This window comes from Chlamydia gallinacea 08-1274/3 (assembly GCF_000471025.2).
GTDB classification, from domain to species: domain Bacteria; phylum Chlamydiota; class Chlamydiia; order Chlamydiales; family Chlamydiaceae; genus Chlamydia; species Chlamydia gallinacea.
Map to the genome: position 1 here is coordinate 762,008 of NZ_CP015840.1, position 17,280 is coordinate 779,287.

Consider the following 17,280-nt stretch of genomic DNA (forward strand, 5'->3'; position numbering starts at 1 on the left):
TTCTCAATTGTTATCGTTTTTATGATTTACTTTTTGTATAGTCCGCCATAGTGCCATCAAAGAAGATAATTTTTCCTTTTTCAAAGATAAGTAATTTATTTGCGCATTCGTCAATTAGAGTGCGATCGTGAGAAACAAATATTGCTGTGCCTTTATAGTCATTAATAGCCCAGGATAGAGCAGAAACCGACTCTAGATCTAAATGATTATTTGCTTCGTCAAGAAGCAATACATTGTGATTTTCTAACATGATTCCTGCCATTAATAACCGTGCTGTTTCTCCTCCTGATAATGTGTGAATTTGTTTAAAAGCGTCGTCACCTCCAAACAACATTTTACCTAAGACACTGCGAATATCTTGATCACTAATCCCTGTTTTACGATTACGCAACCATTCAAATAAGGTTTCTTCTTTACAATGCTTTAGCACATCAGAGTGGTTTTGAGGGAAATAAGAAAGAGCTACTTGATGGCCAAGTTTTATGGATCCTTGAGAGGGATCTTCTACTCCTGCCAGTAGTTTCATTAGCGTAGTTTTCCCAAGACCATTGTTTCCAATAATTCCTAGCTTATCTCCCTGGTATATCTCTAAGGAAAACGGTTGAAACACATTATGATCGTGATAACTTTTACTCAAGTTCTCTAAAGAAAAAACAACTTTTCCTGGGGATTTTTCTGTCACAGGGAAGCGGATATAGGGACGCTGGATGTTACTTTTCTTTAATTCTTGAGGCTGGAGTTTTTTAATTTCTCTTAAACGAGACTGTACTTGACTTGCTCGAGACCCCGCTCCAAATTTAGCAACAAACTCCTTAAGTTGAGCAATTTTTTTTTCTTTTGATTTAATATCTGCTTTTTCTTGCTCTCTGGAAGCTGTTTTCATCTCCACCATAACATCATAATTTCCAGGATAGATAATTATGGTATCATAATCAATGTCGGCAATATGTGTTGTAATGGTATTTAGAAAGTGCCTATCATGACTGACAACAACCACTGTGCCATCATAGTCTTTTAAAAAATTCCCCAGCCAATTAATCGAATGAATATCCAAATGGTTTGTAGGTTCATCAAGAAGAAGGGCTTCGGGATTGCCAAAGAGTGCTTGGCATAAGAGAACTCGAAACTGGAGGTCAATGGGAATCGTTGACATCTTTTGATAGAAAAATTCTTCGGGAACCCCAATACCTGTTAAGAGTTCTTCTGCTTCTGCTTCAGCACGGTACCCATTCTCTTCGCCAATAATCTCTTCAATTTCTCCTAAGCGAATGCCAATAGCGTCAGTAAACTCTTCTAAATATAAAGCATCTCGTTGTTGGAGAGCATCCCATAATCGAGAATTCCCCATGATAACGCAATCTAAAACTGTATGCTCACTAAAACTATCAATGTTTTGACGTAAGATACCTACTTTTTTAGGTAAAGAAATAGAACCCCGTGTAGGCTCAATAGCTCCTGTAATAATTTTGAGTAACGTAGATTTTCCCGCACCGTTAGGTCCTGTGAGTCCATAACGATTTCCCGGATTAAAAACTACGGATACATCATCAAATAGTACGCGTGTGCCTACAGTTTTACTAATTTTATCAAGTACGATACTCATAGGGACCAGCATAACAAAGAAAGGCTTAGAGCACAAGAGGTTTGCCTCAGCATCAACTGTGAGGATGAGCTTGATCGTAGGTTTGTTTTTTTAGCTTGATGGATACTCGAGTGTATATTGTCGTAGTTTCTAGAGAGCTATGGCCAAGAAGAGTTTGGATTGTTTTTAGGTCCATGCCATTTTCTAGCCAATGCGTGGCTATGGTATGACGGATGGTATGAGGAGTAATTGTTCCAGATAAACCAGAAAGAGTTAAATATTTTTGAAATTTTCTATCAATAGACCGCGTTGTCAGTCTTTTCCCAAAACGATTTAAGAAAACGGCTCTACTGTCTTTTTCTATGTGCGCCCTTTGAGGATGATGAAGGTAGTTTTGTAGCCATTGCGCAGCATGAGGCGTCATAGGGACCAAGCGTTCTTTTTTCCCTTTCCCTCGAATGCGGATTAGATTTGTATCAAAATCAATATCTTCGTGATTGATAGCGACAATTTCACTAATACGTAATCCTGAGCTGTAAAATAATTCTAACAGACAGCGATCGCGAAACCCTGTATATGTAGATAGATCTGGGGTAGCCATGAGAATTTCCACTTGCTCGTAAGTAATAGGAGAAGGGATTTCTTTAGGTAAGCGAGGCCCAGAAAGGCCTTCTGTAGGGTCTTCAGTAAGGATACCCTTTTGTATGCAGTAGCGAGAAAAGCTTTTTAAGGTAGAAAGGTGGCGCTTTATTGTACGTTTAGCCTTATTTTTTTTCATCAGTTGGAGAATATAGATACGAAGAGTATCTTTGGTAAATAGAGAGAAAGAAATGTTTTGTTTTGTCTGATTTTCTCTAGAGGGATTCAGAGAGGGGGAAGAATCTAATCCTTCATGAGATTCTAAAAAATTTTTAAAATAGTTAAGATCGGCACAGTAATTTCTTAATGTATGAGGAGAGGCCACTTTAATTGTTTTTAGATAATTTAGAAATTCATAAAAGGCAGAGATCATGGCTTCTCCGTTGCTTTTCTCAATTATCTCGTTCAATAGATTTATTTAGAAGAGTTTTTAGGAAAGGGGTAACTACGAAATTCTTCTGCAGCCATGACATTAGGGAAAACCTTCCCAGCTTCGATTTCAAAATCTCGAGTATTTAAATAACGTGCAGAAAAATGCGTAAGCACTAGCTGTTGTGCTCCTGCCATTAATGCTTGTGTAGCCGCTTGTTTTGCTGTCATATGGTAGTGACTTTCTGCTAAATGCCGGTGTTGCTCTAAATAGGTGCTTTCACAGAGCATGATGCGTGCATTTTTAGATAAATCTACGACAGCCTGGCAGGGTAAAGTATCGGCAATAATAGAGACACTATCTCCTTTACGAATGTAGCTAACATCTTTAAGATAAATGGTTTTGCCATTTAATGTGATTAGCTCATTTTTCAAGAGATCTTGCATGATCATTCCACGCAATCCTAAGGCTTGGATTTTTTCTGGAATGAACTTGATCGTATCAGGTTCTGTGATGCGCCATCCTAAGGTATCAACAAGATGATTTAAGTATAGAGCTTCAATACGAAAATTCCCAAAATCTTCAACAATGCCCTCTTTATCTATAGGATGTTCAACAACATTAATTGTTTCGTGATAAATTGTTCCAAATCGCAATCTATCAAAATATTTTTTTCCAGAAGCGGGATAGTAGCAATGTATAGGATGGGTCACTTTATCTAAGTTAAGTCGCATGAGCATAGAGCCTAAACCTAGGCAATGGTCTCCATGAAAATGGCTGATAAAAATTCGAGAAACAACTGTGGGTGCAATATTGGCAAAAATAAATTGTCTTTGCGTTCCTTCCCCCGGATCGAAAAGTAACCCTTCATTATTCCAACGAAATAAATAAGCACCTTGATTTCGCATACGTGTAGGTTGTTGGCTGGAGCAACCTAAAATAACTAACTCTCTACAGCTCATAAAATTAAGGAGATTTTTCTGGAGAAAAGTATAGGGTAGCGTAATGAAGTAAAATACTCTACTAGAATCATCTTTGTAAAAAGAAATTGCTCAATCAGTTGGGGTTCTCTTTGATGAAGCAGAAGTCCAAGGTTGATTACGCACCTCAGGATTTTTTGCATGGATCGTTTTCGCAGAGCTATCAGAATCACTAGATAGACTGGATGAAGAGAGTTTATGCTGTAAAAATTGAAGAACAGAGGATCGTTTTTTAGTTGAGGGTGTCGTATTTGGCGAGGTGTCTGAAGATGGATCATAAGGTCGCGCTGCTTTTCTCCTGGATTTAGGTTTTGTTTTCAGTTGGTATTGTTGTTCATCTCTTTGAATCACATGGTGAAGCAACCGGTTATGTCTCGTATCTAGTTTAGAAAGATCAAGATCTCGAGGACGTGTTGTGGGTTGTAATGAGGGGGATGGAGTGGAGAGAGATGTGGATACATAGTTTACGACGATAGAAAGAGCAAAGATAGAGACGAGGAAGATAGCAAGAGAACTAAGGCCAATAAATATGGCTTGAGGGATAAATGGAGTGGCCAGAATGCTACCAATAGCAACTAAGGGAAGTGAGGTGAGTAGAAGTAAAGTAATCCAGGCGAATATCTTGTTCTTTTGTATTGGTGTACTTTTAGATGAATGAGGTCGTGTAGCAGTGTCTATGCGTTTGTGAATGGGAGAGAGAGCCATAGTGATTGCAGCATTAATTAAAATACGTGCAGTTTAGAAACTTTCAAGACGTTTGTAAATATACAGTTTTTTTTAGATATCATAGTAGAGCCATGCGTACTATTTAAAAATGGCTCTATACTATGTTGTAAGCAGTTAATTTAAATTGGGGAAAGCGACTTTAAACACATCATCATAATGTGCTACAAAGTGCACCTTAAGACCCTTTTTTAAGTAAGAAGGAAGTTCTTCATAATCGCGACGATTGTCTTCGGGAAAGATCAATACATTTAGGTGAGAACGGCGAGCTGCAATAAGTTTTTCTCGGATGCCTCCCACGCTCAATACGCGACCTGTTAGAGTGATTTCTCCTGTCATACCTAGATTGTCTAGCACGGGTGTCTCTAAAAGCAGAGAAAGCAAGGAAGTTACCATAGTAATTCCTGCAGAAGGCCCGTCTTTAGGGGTCGCCCCTTCAGGAATATGGATATGTACTTGAGATTTTGGGAAAAAGCTATAACCCGGAGCATAATTTTCTAAGGCACTGTGTAGATAGGTCCAAGCAATTTGGGAAGATTCCTTCATAACATCTCCCGCTTGTCCTGTAAGATGCATATCTGTTTTGAGTGAGGGAACCTGAACGCTCTCGATGTAAAGAGTTGCTCCTCCTAAAGATGTCCATGCTAAACCTGTAGCCACACCCACAGGTGTTGCATCATAAAAGCGATCAGTAGAAAAAATAGGTTTCCCAAGATAATCCTGAAGATTTTTTGTATTGATCTTATATTGGATGTGTTTAGGATGAGCTTTTTCTTGGTTTTTAACTATTTTTAAAGCAACTTTTCTTAGGACTTTTTTAATGTTATTATTCAGGGTCCTGACCCCAGCTTCGCGAGCATAATGATTAATCATATGCTTAAGAGCTTCCGGTTGAAAAGTAATCTCACGAGCTGTTAATCCTGTTTCTTTACGCGCTCTTGGGATCAAGTATTTTGTCGCTATTTGGAGTTTTTCCTCAAGAATATAACCCGATAAGCGCAATATCTCCATACGATCCAAAAGAGGGTCAGGAATGGAATCTAATACATTGGCTGTAAGTATGAACAATACATTAGATAGATCTACACGTACATCTAGATAATGATCTAAAAAGTCTTTATTCTGTTCAGGATCTAGAACTTCAAGTAAAGCAGAAGCTGGATCACCGTGGTAGCTGGCGCCAATTTTGTCTACTTCATCAATCATAATTACAGGATTCATTGCTTGACTTTGTTTCAAAGCTTGGACCATTTTTCCTGGCATGGCGCCAATGTAGGTACGACGATGTCCTTTAATTTCTGCTTCATCACGCATTCCTCCTACAGAGAAGCGGAAAAATTTTCGATGCAAAACCTTTGCAATGCTACGTCCAATACTAGTTTTTCCTACTCCCGGAGGGCCTACAAGACAAATAATACTTCCTTTAAGACCTTTAGAAAGCTTTCCTACGCTAATGAGTTCGAGAATACGTTGTTTAATCTCCTCAAGTCCATAATGGTCTTTATTCAGTATGACTTCTGCTTTTTTTAAATCATGATATTCTTTGCTGTAAATTCCCCAAGGAATAATTGTTAACCAATCAAGGTAATTACGACAAACTGTATACTCTGCAGAGGAGGTTTCTAGGGTTTGCAATTTCTCAATTTCATCTTGAATAACCTCCATAGCATATTCCGGCACTTCACGTTTTTTTAAACGTTCCGTGAATTTTTCTAAGTCGATGGCGCGATCTTCTTTTTCTAGGCCGAGTTCTTTTTTGATTGTTTTTAGTTGTTCTTTTAAAAAGAATTCTTTTTGGCTTTTTGTGATTGTAGCTTCAATTTTTTGGTTAATGCTACTTTGTAATCGACTAAGATCTAATTCCTTTTTTAATAGAATCAGTGCTTTGTCGATACGATCATGCATATTTGTAGTTTCTAAAACTTCTTGAAGCTCTTCTCTTGTCGCTGTTGTCAAAGCTACGGAAAAATCTGCAAGTTTCCCTGGTTCTGTAAAATCAGAATGACCAAGGAAGATTTGTAATTCTTCTTTGAATAAGGGGTTGAGTTTTAAAAGATCCTTAATTACTGAAACAATACTGATAGAGTACGCTTTTAATTCCTCAGTTAGTTCTTTATTATCCTTATGATAGGAGACCCGTGCTTTAAGATATTTATCTTTAATTGGTGTAATAATGCGAATGCGCTCTTCAATACTTAATAGAACTTGAGCACTTCCTCCTTCTATCGGCATGATGCGAAGAATACGAGCTACCACGCCCACACGATAGAGTTGATTAAATCCAACTTTTAAAATGTCAGCGTCTTCTTTTTTAGTAAGAATTAAGCCGATATATTTTTGAGAAGATTTTGCTAATAATTTTAAGACTTCATAATAAGGCCCAGACTCAATAAGAATTGGTGCCGCCATTCCTGGGAAAAAGGGACGCTTGTTTAAGGGAAGGATAAATAGATCTGAAGGTAGGGAGCGGTCATCGTTAGATTTTTCTTCAACTTCTTCAGATGAATCTAATATTTTTTCTACTTCTTCGGGATGAGGATCCAAGATTTGAGGGTCATTATTTGTCGTAGAATCCACAATGGTCCTTATAATTGTTAGATACTTTAGTCTAAGTTATGGTAACTACAGTTACACAGATTTTGGGTAAAGAAAACCCCATTTCAACCTATTTCACTATACTACAAAATTAGAGAAATTCGTGCATCTACACAACTAGAGAAGAAGTTAATTCAAAGAAAAAGCATTATACTTGCAGACTAGCTGGGAGGGAGAAAGAAAATTTTTTATGATTGATGTTGACAGTGTTTGAGTCAGCGTTATTCAAATTTTTTTTATAAGATTTGCCTCTGCGTATTTCTCTGTGCATAGTTTTATAATAATGATGGCCCATTATTTATTATTATTTTTTGATTAAAAAAAATTAAATGTTATAGTTTTATTGCTCAGCTGTTTTTTTTCTATTTTTGATTATGCATTTTTATAGGTATATCATTATTGATACCTCAGGGTATCAACCATTTTTAGCTTATGTAGACCATCAGAAGATAATACAGCAATGGAGTCTTCCTACTGGTCCTGATCAAGGGATGGTATTAGAATTTATTTTAAAAAATAGTAATTTATTTTTTCAGGGGATTGGTGTAGCTGTTGGTCCTGGAAATTTTTCTGCAACTCGTGTTGGTTTATCTTTTGCTCAAGGTTTGGCCTTATCTAGAAGTATTCCTGTGGTCGGCTACTCGTCATTGGAAGGATACCTCACTCCACAGGATAAGGGAAAGGCTCTTGTCCTTCCTTTGGGGAGAAAGGGCGGAGTAGTGACCCTAAGCTCGGATCTTTCGGAAGAAGGGTTTATTTTTGCGAATAACGGTGTTGGTCCTGGAGTCTTATTATCTTATGATGAAGCATCAGCCTACTGTTTATCTCATGAATGTTATCACGTAGTTTCTCCGAATCCCGATCTGTTTCGTCATAGTTTTTCAAGCAGAATTCGTTTAGAGAAAACCGCGCCCGCTGTTGATCACATTAGAAGAAATATTGTTGCCCAACTTATGTTTGTAGAGTGTAGTCAGCAACTGGTTCCTGATTATCGCAGTTGCTCCTGTTTTTTTTAGTTGTATAGCCAGTTTTACCTAAATATTGTTAGTAGATAAGAGTCTTTTAGTCTTTTATTGGTTATTCTAGTCGATACTAACTAACTCTTGAAGGGTAATAATTGGGATGCTACAATCAAGGTGCCTTAGAATATGTAGGTTACCATAAGTAGCCTTAATGTTTAGGGTTAAATTTAATTGATGTGAATTAGGTGGTGCATGCCCAGTGTTAAAGTTAGAGTTGGTGAGCCTGTAGATCGTGCTTTAAGAATTTTAAAAAAGAAAATTGACAAAGAGGGAATCTTAAAGGCTGCTAAGTCACATAGGTTCTATGATAAGCCTTCGGTAAAGAAACGGGCTAAGTCTAAAGCGGCAGCAAAATATCGCAGTCGTTAAAATGTCTCTATCGGTGTTGGCATATGGATTACTATGATGTTTTAGGGGTTTCTAAAACTGCTTCTCCAGAGGAAATTAAAAAAGCTTATCGTAAGTTAGCGGTGAAATATCATCCTGATAAAAATCCAGGAGATGCTGAAGCAGAGAAACGCTTTAAAGAAGTTTCCGAGGCTTATGAAGTGCTAAGTAATGCACAAAAACGCGAATCTTACGATCGTTATGGTAAAGATGGACCCTTTGCTGGAGCCGGAGGCTTTGGCGGCGCAGGAATGGGCAACATGGAAGATGCTCTTCGTACGTTTATGGGGGCCTTTGGAGGAGAATTTAGTGGGGGAAGCTTTTTCGAAGGCTTATTTGGTGGCTTAGGAGAAGCTTTTGGCATGCGTGGTGATCCCGCAGGCGCACGTCAAGGAGCGAGTAAAAAAGTCCATATTACCCTATCATTCGAAGAAGCCGCACACGGCACTGAAAAGGAATTAATCATTTCTGGATATAAGACATGTGAAACTTGTTCTGGTAGTGGTGTTGCTAGTGAGAAAGGGATTAAGTGTTGTGAGCGCTGTAAGGGTTCTGGCCAAGTAGTGCAAAGTCGGGGTTTTTTTTCTATGGCATCTACGTGCCCCGAATGCGGAGGTGAGGGGCGCATTATTACGGATCCTTGCACCAATTGTCGCGGTCAGGGAAGAGTAAAAGATAAACGTAATGTTCGTGTCGAGATACCTGCTGGTGTGGACTCTGGTATGCGTTTGAAAATGGAGGGGTATGGAGATGCGGGACAAAATGGTGCCCCTGCAGGAGATCTTTATGTGTTTATCGATGTTGAACCACATCCTGTTTTTGAACGTAAGGGTGATGATTTAATATTAGAGCTTCCCATTAGTTTAGTTGATGCTGCTTTAGGAATGAAGAAGGAGATTCCTACTTTATTAAAAGAAGGGATGTGCCGCATTACTATTCCTGAAGGTATTCAAAGTGGAACTGTTCTTAAAGTAAAAAATCAAGGATTTCCCAACGTTCGTGGACGAGGCAGAGGAGACCTACTGGTACGAGTTTCAGTAGAGACTCCCCAAAATTTATCAGAGGAACAAAAAGAGGTTCTTCGTAAGTTTTCTGCTATAGAAAAAGAAGATAACTTTCCTAAGAAGCGGAGTTTTTTAGATAAAATTAAAGGTTTTTTTTCTGATTTCGCTGTATAGAAATAGGGAATAGAGCGGTCTATTCTTTTCTTTATAAGGAGAAGTCATGACAACAACAAGGTATGAATTAGTAGCTTCAGTAAAAGAGGTTTTAAGACTTTCATGGAGTCTAAGGTTTGCTGAATCCAAAATGCTCTTGTTGTCTAGACAGAGTGATTCTGGAGGTACGTTTCAGTTATCTTGTGCTGGTCATGAGCTAGCAGGAATTGTTGCTGGAAAGAGTTTGCTGCCTGAGAAAGATTGGTCATTTCCTTATTATAGAGATCAAGGCTTCCCCCTAGGCCTAGGTTGTGATCTTCATGAGATTCTAGCAGCTTTTCTTGCACGCCCGACTACCAATCATTCTGCTGGAAGAATGATGCCCTATCATTATTCTCATAAAAAATTACGTATTTGTTGTCAGTCTAGTGTTGTAGGGACGCAATTCCTTCAAGCTGCTGGGCGTGCATGGGCTGTTAAGCACACGCAAGCAAATGAAGTTGTTTATGTCTCTGGAGGGGATGGTGCTACCTCTCAAGGGGAGTTTCACGAAATGCTAAATTACGCGGCCCTACATCAGCTTCCCCTAGTGACTGCAATACAAAACAATGGCTGGGCTATTTCTGTTCCTTTCTCTGAACAATGTTCGGCAGATTTATCGTGTTTAGGAAAAAGTTATCGTGGTCTGGAAGTATATGAAGTTGATGGAGGAGACTATCTAGCTCTTACAAAAGCTTTTTCTCAAGCTGTTGAGCAGGCAAGAGTTGCTTCAGTACCATCCTTACTTTTGATTAATGTAGTGCGTTTACAACCTCATAGCAACTCTGATAATCATGAGAAATACCGTACTCCCGAAGATTTACATAGTTGTGAAAGCAAGGATCCTTTACTGCGTTTAGAGGAGCAACTGATAGTGGAGTACGGTATTACTCCTGAAGAAATTTTAGAAATTAAGGCTACAGCAGAAGAAGAAGTAGGTTATGCATGTTCTCTTGCAGAGTCAACACCTTTCCCGAGTAAAGGATCAACAAACCATGAAGTCTTTGCTCCCTATACACCAGCATTAATTGATTATGAGGATTCTTTAGATGTTGCGCGTCTAAGCGATGCTCCACCTAAGGTAATGCGTGATGCCATTACTGAGGCTTTGATGGAAGAAATGTATAGAGATTCCGGTGTAGTTATTTTTGGTGAAGATGTTGCTGGGGATAAAGGAGGGGTTTTTGGCGTCACACGAGATTTTACCCGTAAATTTGGCTCCCATCGTTGTTTTAACACGCCTTTAGCAGAGGCAACAATTATTGGTACAGCTATAGGAATGGCACTAGATGGTATCCACAAACCCGTAGCTGAAATTCAATTTGCTGATTATATTTGGCCGGGTATCAACCAGCTATTTTCAGAAGCTTCGAGTATATACTATCGTTCTGCTGGAGAATGGGAGGTTCCTTTAGTGATTCGCGCTCCCTGTGGCGGGTATATTCAGGGAGGCCCCTACCATTCGCAGAGTATAGAAGCGTTTCTTGCTCATTGCCCAGGAATTAAGGTTGTTTACCCCTCTAATGCTGCCGATGCAAAAGCATTATTGAAATCAGCAATTCGTGATCCAAATCCTGTAGTATTCTTAGAGCATAAGGCATTATACCAACGCCGGGCTTTTAGCTCCTGTCCCGTGTTTTCTTCTGAATACATACTTCCCTTTGGGAAAGCAAAGATTGTGCGTCCAGGATCAGACCTAACGATTGTTTCTTGGGGAATGACTCTAGTATTAAGCGTCGAAGCCGCTAAAGAGCTTGAAGATTTAGGCATCTCCGTAGAAGTGATTGATTTGCGTACGATAGTTCCTTGGGATTACGCTACTGTATTGGAGTCAGTAAAGAAAACTGGTAAGTTATTAATTACTCATGAAGCTTCAGAGTTTTGTGGTTTTGGTGGGGAGCTTTCTGCAACAATAGCGGAGCAAGCCTATATGTATCTTGATGCCCCCATTCGACGTATTGCTGGTCTACACGCACCAGTACCCTACTCTAAGATACTTGAAAATGAGGTTCTACCTCAAAAAGGAAAGATTTTCCAGGCTGCTAAAAGTTTGGCAGAATTTTAGTTAAAAGCGTTTTGCAGTGCTTTAAGGAAGGGAAGACTTTTTTGATGATTTATAGTCACACATGTTAGTGGGTGTGTAGACTCTAAAAGACGTACTGCTTCTAGTAGAGCCAGTTGGCACATAGCTTCCCATTGAGGGTACTCTTCTTGACATTCCCCTAAATTTGTCAGTCCCAAACACTCGATTTGTAATGCAGTGATTCCTTCTTGTTGACACTGGAAGAAACATTGTTGGTACATATTTACAAGTTGGATAAATGCTTGTCGATGACAAAAATCTCTGAAAGTAATCGCACGCCGTTCTTGGCGGAGATCCACCAAATGTTCCAGACTTAAAGGATTCATAATGATGAGGTGAGAAGCCGGTGGATTTCCTGCAGACCGTATCCAAGGACCTATAGCAATAGATCCTGGAGAGAAGGAGACACTAGAATCCCCCGTAATTTGTGCCCAGCAGGATTTATCTATCAGAGCAGTGACGGCTAGTGTCCTTCCTACAGCTAGACCATACTCTTTTGATGAATTAGTGAATATGAGAATCGCAGATCGTGGAACTTTTATAGAGCTATCATCAGAGGGATGGCCGCGAAAGAAGTTCAGTTGTTTTCCTGTGCTGTTATTCGTTATAGTCACAAGCCGGGTAGTGGATTTAATCAACCCCTTGGGTTCCGTAAGGAAATGATGAAAATGCGTGTTTAACATGTAGGAAACAGGTTGTCCTTTAAGCTCGGATAATGTAGGGATTCGCAGCAAGTTTTGTGTGGGAAAGAGTTCTATAGGCTGTGGGGAAGGGAGGGGGGTAGAAGGATGGATTTCAAGAGTGGATAAGGAGTCCTGCTTTCTGCACGCGCATTTATAAGAGATTAACCAGGCATAGCCTATTGCTAATATGATGAGGCCAAACACAATATAGGGTAGAGTAATAGGCAAGGAAAATCCACAAAGCCAGGAAGTTATGGCAACTAGCATCATCAATATGCCCGTAAAGATCAGGGCAATAATATTATGGATCATAACGTAAGATGTTCTAGGGGAATTCTGGGATGTTTGGCAGGGCAAATAGCTTGTTGGACTTGTTGGAGATGGAATCATTATTTTTTATAGGTTAGGAAATGATTGCAAAAAAATTTTAAAAGAAATTCAGAGAATTCACAATAGAAAATACCTATCTTCTTAAGATTTATTGCGTGATATTTGTAGTTTGTGTTTTTTCTAAACCTATTCCAATTAAGAAAAGGATAGAGAATAGGAGAGTTAAAGGTAGTGGGGATAGAAAAGGAAGTGAGAGTGAAAGAAAAATATTAGAAGAATATAGCCAGGGAAAGGAAAGAATGTAGTGAATGTACAATTCTGTTATGGGCGCAAAAAAAGGAAGAAAAAAGGAAAAGCAAATAAGAAAAAATAGGGGCAGAAGGATTAGGGGAACGAAGAGATTATAAAGATAACCTTCTAAGGGTAGGGAACCAAAAAATTTCATTATGGGAAATATTAGGAAAATTTGTGAAGAAATTGATAAGGAAATAGATCCAAGAATATAGCGCAAAATAGGTTGACAATAGGAAGGTGCCATCTGTTCCCAAGGAGAGTAGAGGAAGTAAAATAAACGGGAGAAAAAAAGAAGAATGCCTAAAGTAGCTAGAAAACTTAGAGAGAAGTCTGGAAGATAGATAGAGAATATAGAAGAACATACTATAAAACCTACACCTAGACGGTTAAGAGAGGAGCAGCTTCCTGAAAAATAGGGAGAGATACAAAAAAGAACAAAAGAGACCCAGGAACGCCATACTGAGGGGGAAAAGGGAAAGAGTAGAGTGAAAAGAGAAAGAATGGGTAAAGCTAGTCCACACTTTATTTTTGTAGGGAAAAAGGAAAGTAGGATAAACACTCCTGAGGAAAGTAAGGAGAAATGCCAACCAGAAATTGCAAATAGATGAGCAAGTCCTTTATTTTGGAAGTGTTTCTTTATTTGGGAAGGGAGGGGGGTTCCTAGAACCAAACTAGAAGCGAATTTTCCTACATCTTGAGAAGAGAAAAGATGAAGAAGTCTTTTTTCACATAAGTGTCGCAAATAGCTGTGACATTGAGAGATTTTAGACGGGAGTATGGCGCGTGGCCGATCATTAGACTGAAAAATAAATTGAGATGTATGGTGTACTCTTGCTCCTTGTAGATAGTATTTCTTGCCAATTTCTAGAGGGGTAGCGCTAAGAATGATGCAAGAAGGAAGTTGGCGGTAGGTTGTTCCACAAGGATAGTTAAGAACTAAAGCTTCTCCTAAGTAGGAATTTTCTCTTTTGTATTTATATTTAATAAAAAATTTTCCAGAAGCTGGTCCTGCGTGATGCAGAGGGGGAGGAGAACAGGTAAACAAAGGAACAAGAAAACAGATCCCGAGAAGAATTTGGTATTTAGGTTGTTTTTTTGGTGTAAAAAGATGAAGGATGATTAAAAGGATAGCACCACATGCGGGGTAGGGACGGGATAGGAGCCCTGATAGCCAATAAAGAGAGCAAATACAGAAGGGGTGATGTTTTTGGAAACACTGGCATTTATTAGTTAACCCTAACCATAGGGAATGTATATATTGAAGAGTAGGATATGAAAAATCTCTCAAACGCATTGACATCAATATTGTGTTCTTCTGAGTTAGAAGTGTATTCTGTTGAACAGTTGCGAGAGGAAATGTCTTGGGAAGCTATTTCTCACAAAGTTCCGCGTTTACCCAGAGGTTGGTATGAACTTGTAGGGTTAACACAAAAAGATCGTATAGATTTTTTCCAAGAGTATTGGATTACAGCTTTAGGGATCAATAATAACCATTATCCTGGTATTTGTCGTTTTTTTTCTTTCTTAGATAGCTTAGATATCTATGTTTACCGTTATGCTAACGAACCTTATCATGTCAGGATGTTTTATACGTTTAATCACGGACGCTATGGATTTCAAGGCAATCCCCCTTTAATAGACGCCGAAAATTTGTTTTTCCCTAATTTAGGGGACAGAGATTATATTCGCTTTTTTAGTATTCACAATGGTTTTGGGAAATGGGAAGATGAGGGTATTTTTTCTTATCGTTCCTTAGCTAAGGCTCAGTATAAGCTACGTGAATTGTTAATACGTTTAGAAAAGATTTCTCCTGAAGACAATTGCACATCTCTTGGACTATTTCCTTTTTACGGTTATGCCGCTCCTTTAACCTATCAGTGTTTTCTTGTTGATAATGAAGTGCGTAGAGGTTTTCCTTCACCCAATATATTATTAAGCGAAGAAAGTTTAACTTATAGAAATTTAGAAAGTTTAGAGCTTTTGCATTTAACTACAAGTCAGTATGCTTCTTTCCTTTTATGGTTAGAGAATTATTTGCTTATATAGTGAAGGACTTGATAGTGGGAGAATTTAAAGAGCATAGTTTAGATATTGGTGAGAGACAAGAAATAGCCACAACTTGTTATGATCCTGAAGAAGAGTGCACAGGCACGTGTGTGGTAAAGAATGCTTCGGGGGTTCACGTGCGTCCTGCAAGTGCTATTGTTAAGTTATTAGCTGGCGAAGATTGTGAGGTGAGTTTTACCTATGCTGAGAAAACGGTGAATGCCAAGAGTATCATGAGTATCCTTATATTAGGTGCTCCACAAAATGGAAAGATTTATGTGCGCATTCGTGGGAAGAATGCTTATCGTGTATTGCAGAAATTACAGAACGCTTTTGATTCGGGATTTGGAGAATTGTAGATGAATATGCCAGCACGTTCTATAGAAACAACAGAGGAATGGCGGATTCCTGGTATGGCTATAGTTTCAGGAGTGGCTATAGGTAAGGCTTTTTTCTTAGGCTCTTCTCCATTGCAAATTCATGAACTCACTCTACCTCAAGAGGAGGTAGAACATGAGATACATCGTTATTACAAAGCACTTAATCGTTCTAAGTTGGATATTGTTGCTTTAGAACAGGAAGCACATAGTAAGCAGGATCAACAAGAAATTACTTCTATTTTACAGGCCCATTTAGAAATTATTAAAGATCCTATTTTGACAGAAGAGGTTGTCAATACGATTAGGAAAGATCGTAAAAATGCTGAGTATGTGTTTTCTTCTGTGATGGGGAAGATAGAAGAATCTTTAACAGCTGTTCAGGGAGTTTCCGCAGTTTTAGATCGTGTTCAAGATATTCATGATATTTCCAATCGTGTTCTGGGATATTTGCGCTGCCAACGTAAGAGTCCACTAGGAGAGTTAGATCAAAATATTATTGTTTTTTCTAAAGAGTTAGCTCCTTCACAAGTTGCAAGTGCGAATCCCGCCTATATTCGTGGCTTTGTTTCTTTAGTAGGAGCCCCTACATCGCATACAGCAATTGTATCTCGAGCAAAGAATATTCCTTATTTGGCCAATCTTTCTCAGGAAAATTGGGATAAGATCCAAGAATATATTGGCAAACTGGTATTTATCGATGGGATTCGTGGGGAAATCATTTTTAATCCGAAAGCGCAAACCTTGGAAAGCTATTATAATAAGAAAAGTACTTTGTGCAATGCAACGCTATTCTATGCACGGCAAGAAGAATCCTCTACTATAGTGTCTGCGCATGCAGCTAGCCTTGAAGAAATTCATATGCTTGCAGGTAGCCTTCCGAAAACACCCATAGGATTATTTCGGTCTGAGTTTCTAGCGATTGCGGAAGATAGGTTACCTACATATGCAGAGCAAGTACATGTTTATCAGGAATTAGCTGTATGTTCCGAACGAAGCCCAGTATTACGTTTGTTTGATTTTAGTGAGGATAAGCCCTGTCCGGGGGAAGATGTGGTACCTGAGCGTTCTGTACAGTACTTGTTAAAAAATACGGGAGTACTGGATCAACAACTATTAGCAATTTTAGCTGCGTCATCATGCGGCCCCTTAAAAATACTTATTCCAGGTGTGGCTGATGTGGCAGAAATTCTAGAGGTTAAACGCCGCATAGATATGCTACGCCATTCTGTAGAGGAGTATGTTTTTGATAATATTTCCTTGGGATGTATGATTGAGTTTCCTTCGGCAGTAATGATGATAGATGAAATCCTTTCTGAATGTGATTTCCTTTCTATAGGAACGAATGATTTAATGCAGTATACTTTAGGGAATCTTCGAGAGTTGGTGCCCCCTCCGTATTTGAATACACCTCTACACCCTGCAGTCATGCGCATGATTCGTCGTGTAGTTTGTAGTGCAAAACAACGAGAGATTTCTGTTTCTATTTGTGGAGAAGCCGCAGCGGATCTTTCTTTAACTCCCTTCTTTTTAGGACTGGGAGTTGAAGAATTATCCGTGGCTATACCCGTAGTTCCAGAATTACGTATGAGGATAGCCTCATTAAATTTAAGTGATTGTATTGAGTGTGCGGAAAAGCTTTTAAGAGCTCGGACTTGTGAGGAAGTTCGAACGCTATTAATTTAAAAAGGCATTCCAGCTCGCATTAAGGACATTTCTTTATCCATAGCAGATTTCGCTTCTTTAAAAGCAGCTCGAAAGAGATCTTCGACAACTTCAGGTTCTTCAGGATCTAAACATTGTGGCTGAACTTTTACAGAAATGAGGTCGCATTTGCCATTAATGATTACAGAAATTAAGCCGTTTCCTGCTTGTCCTTCATAACGTTTTTCTTCTAGAGCTGCCTCCATTTCAAGAAATTGTTGTTCCATGATTTTGGCTTCTTTTTTCTTTTTAGCATATCCACTGCCCAT

The 17,280-nt window shown here is 38.9% G+C and carries 15 protein-coding genes; 7 read left to right on the top strand and 8 right to left on the bottom strand.

Going from position 1 to position 17,280, the window contains the following annotated elements:
* Positions 1-19: 19 nt before the first annotated feature.
* From M787_RS03410 to lon, 5 genes are all read right to left on the bottom strand, one after another.
* The gene (locus M787_RS03410) at positions 20-1,603 is read right to left on the bottom strand and encodes an ABC-F family ATP-binding cassette domain-containing protein (protein ID WP_021828174.1); all 1,584 of its coding nucleotides are present in this window, start codon (positions 1,601-1,603) and stop codon (positions 20-22) included.
* Positions 1,604-1,655: 52 nt separating this feature from the next.
* Complete coding sequence (locus tag M787_RS03415; protein ID WP_021828175.1) at positions 1,656-2,594, bottom strand: tyrosine recombinase XerC; 939 nt, start codon at positions 2,592-2,594, stop codon at positions 1,656-1,658.
* Positions 2,595-2,635: 41 nt separating this feature from the next.
* Positions 2,636-3,553 carry a ribonuclease Z gene (locus M787_RS03420; RefSeq protein ID WP_021828176.1) on the bottom strand — a complete coding sequence of 306 codons (918 nt, stop codon included), beginning with the start codon at positions 3,551-3,553 and terminating at the stop codon, positions 2,636-2,638.
* A gap of 90 nt (positions 3,554-3,643) precedes the next feature.
* Entirely contained in the window at positions 3,644-4,276 is a 633-nt protein-coding gene (locus tag M787_RS03425; protein WP_021828177.1) for a hypothetical protein, read from the bottom strand.
* Between the two features lie 135 nt (positions 4,277-4,411).
* Positions 4,412-6,871: an endopeptidase La gene (gene lon / locus M787_RS03430; RefSeq protein WP_021828178.1), complete on the bottom strand. Its 2,460-nt coding sequence runs from the start codon at positions 6,869-6,871 to the stop codon at positions 4,412-4,414.
* Between the two features lie 392 nt (positions 6,872-7,263).
* On the opposite strand from lon, the gene M787_RS03435 reads away from it, so the two are divergent.
* The 4 genes from M787_RS03435 to M787_RS03450 all read left to right on the top strand — a co-directional run bounded on the left by M787_RS03435 (position 7,264) and on the right by M787_RS03450 (position 11,559).
* The gene (locus M787_RS03435; protein WP_021828179.1) at positions 7,264-7,905 is read left to right on the top strand and encodes a tRNA threonylcarbamoyladenosine biosynthesis protein TsaB; all 642 of its coding nucleotides are present in this window, start codon (positions 7,264-7,266) and stop codon (positions 7,903-7,905) included.
* A 198-nt stretch (positions 7,906-8,103) separates the two neighbouring features.
* Entirely contained in the window at positions 8,104-8,280 is a 177-nt protein-coding gene (gene rpsU, locus M787_RS03440; RefSeq protein WP_010882681.1) for a 30S ribosomal protein S21, read from the top strand.
* A gap of 23 nt (positions 8,281-8,303) precedes the next feature.
* On the top strand, positions 8,304-9,476 hold the full coding sequence (dnaJ, locus tag M787_RS03445; protein ID WP_021828180.1) for a molecular chaperone DnaJ: 1,173 nt from the start codon (positions 8,304-8,306) through the stop codon (positions 9,474-9,476).
* Positions 9,477-9,522: 46 nt separating this feature from the next.
* Entirely contained in the window at positions 9,523-11,559 is a 2,037-nt protein-coding gene (locus M787_RS03450; protein ID WP_021828181.1) for an alpha-ketoacid dehydrogenase subunit alpha/beta, read from the top strand.
* Here M787_RS03450 and M787_RS03455 read toward each other — a convergent pair.
* Complete coding sequence (locus tag M787_RS03455; RefSeq protein WP_238582553.1) at positions 11,556-12,572, bottom strand: hypothetical protein; 1,017 nt, start codon at positions 12,570-12,572, stop codon at positions 11,556-11,558. The two genes, M787_RS03450 and M787_RS03455, sit on opposite strands and share 4 nt — an antisense overlap.
* Positions 12,573-12,738: 166 nt before the next feature.
* Positions 12,739-14,184 (bottom strand): ComEC/Rec2 family competence protein, encoded by a 1,446-nt coding sequence (locus M787_RS03460; RefSeq protein WP_040429715.1) that lies wholly within the window; start codon positions 14,182-14,184, stop codon positions 12,739-12,741.
* Between M787_RS03460 and M787_RS03465 the strand changes: the two genes are divergently transcribed.
* Genes M787_RS03465 through ptsP form a run of 3 tightly spaced genes read left to right on the top strand, consistent with a single transcriptional unit; the run spans position 14,157 to position 16,993 of the window.
* On the top strand, positions 14,157-14,930 hold the full coding sequence (locus M787_RS03465; RefSeq protein ID WP_040429718.1) for a hypothetical protein: 774 nt from the start codon (positions 14,157-14,159) through the stop codon (positions 14,928-14,930). The genes M787_RS03460 and M787_RS03465 overlap by 28 nt on opposite strands.
* Positions 14,903-15,289, top strand: a complete 387-nt coding sequence (locus tag M787_RS03470; RefSeq protein WP_021828185.1) for an HPr family phosphocarrier protein — start codon at positions 14,903-14,905, stop codon at positions 15,287-15,289. The genes M787_RS03465 and M787_RS03470 overlap by 28 nt, the downstream gene beginning before the upstream one ends.
* Before the next feature lie 6 nt (positions 15,290-15,295).
* Positions 15,296-16,993, top strand: a complete 1,698-nt coding sequence (gene ptsP, locus M787_RS03475; RefSeq protein WP_394809849.1) for a phosphoenolpyruvate--protein phosphotransferase — start codon at positions 15,296-15,298, stop codon at positions 16,991-16,993.
* On the opposite strand, the gene M787_RS03480 is transcribed toward ptsP, so the two are convergent.
* Positions 16,990-17,280 (bottom strand): YbaB/EbfC family nucleoid-associated protein, encoded by a 291-nt coding sequence (locus M787_RS03480; RefSeq protein WP_021828187.1) that lies wholly within the window; start codon positions 17,278-17,280, stop codon positions 16,990-16,992. The genes ptsP and M787_RS03480 overlap by 4 nt on opposite strands.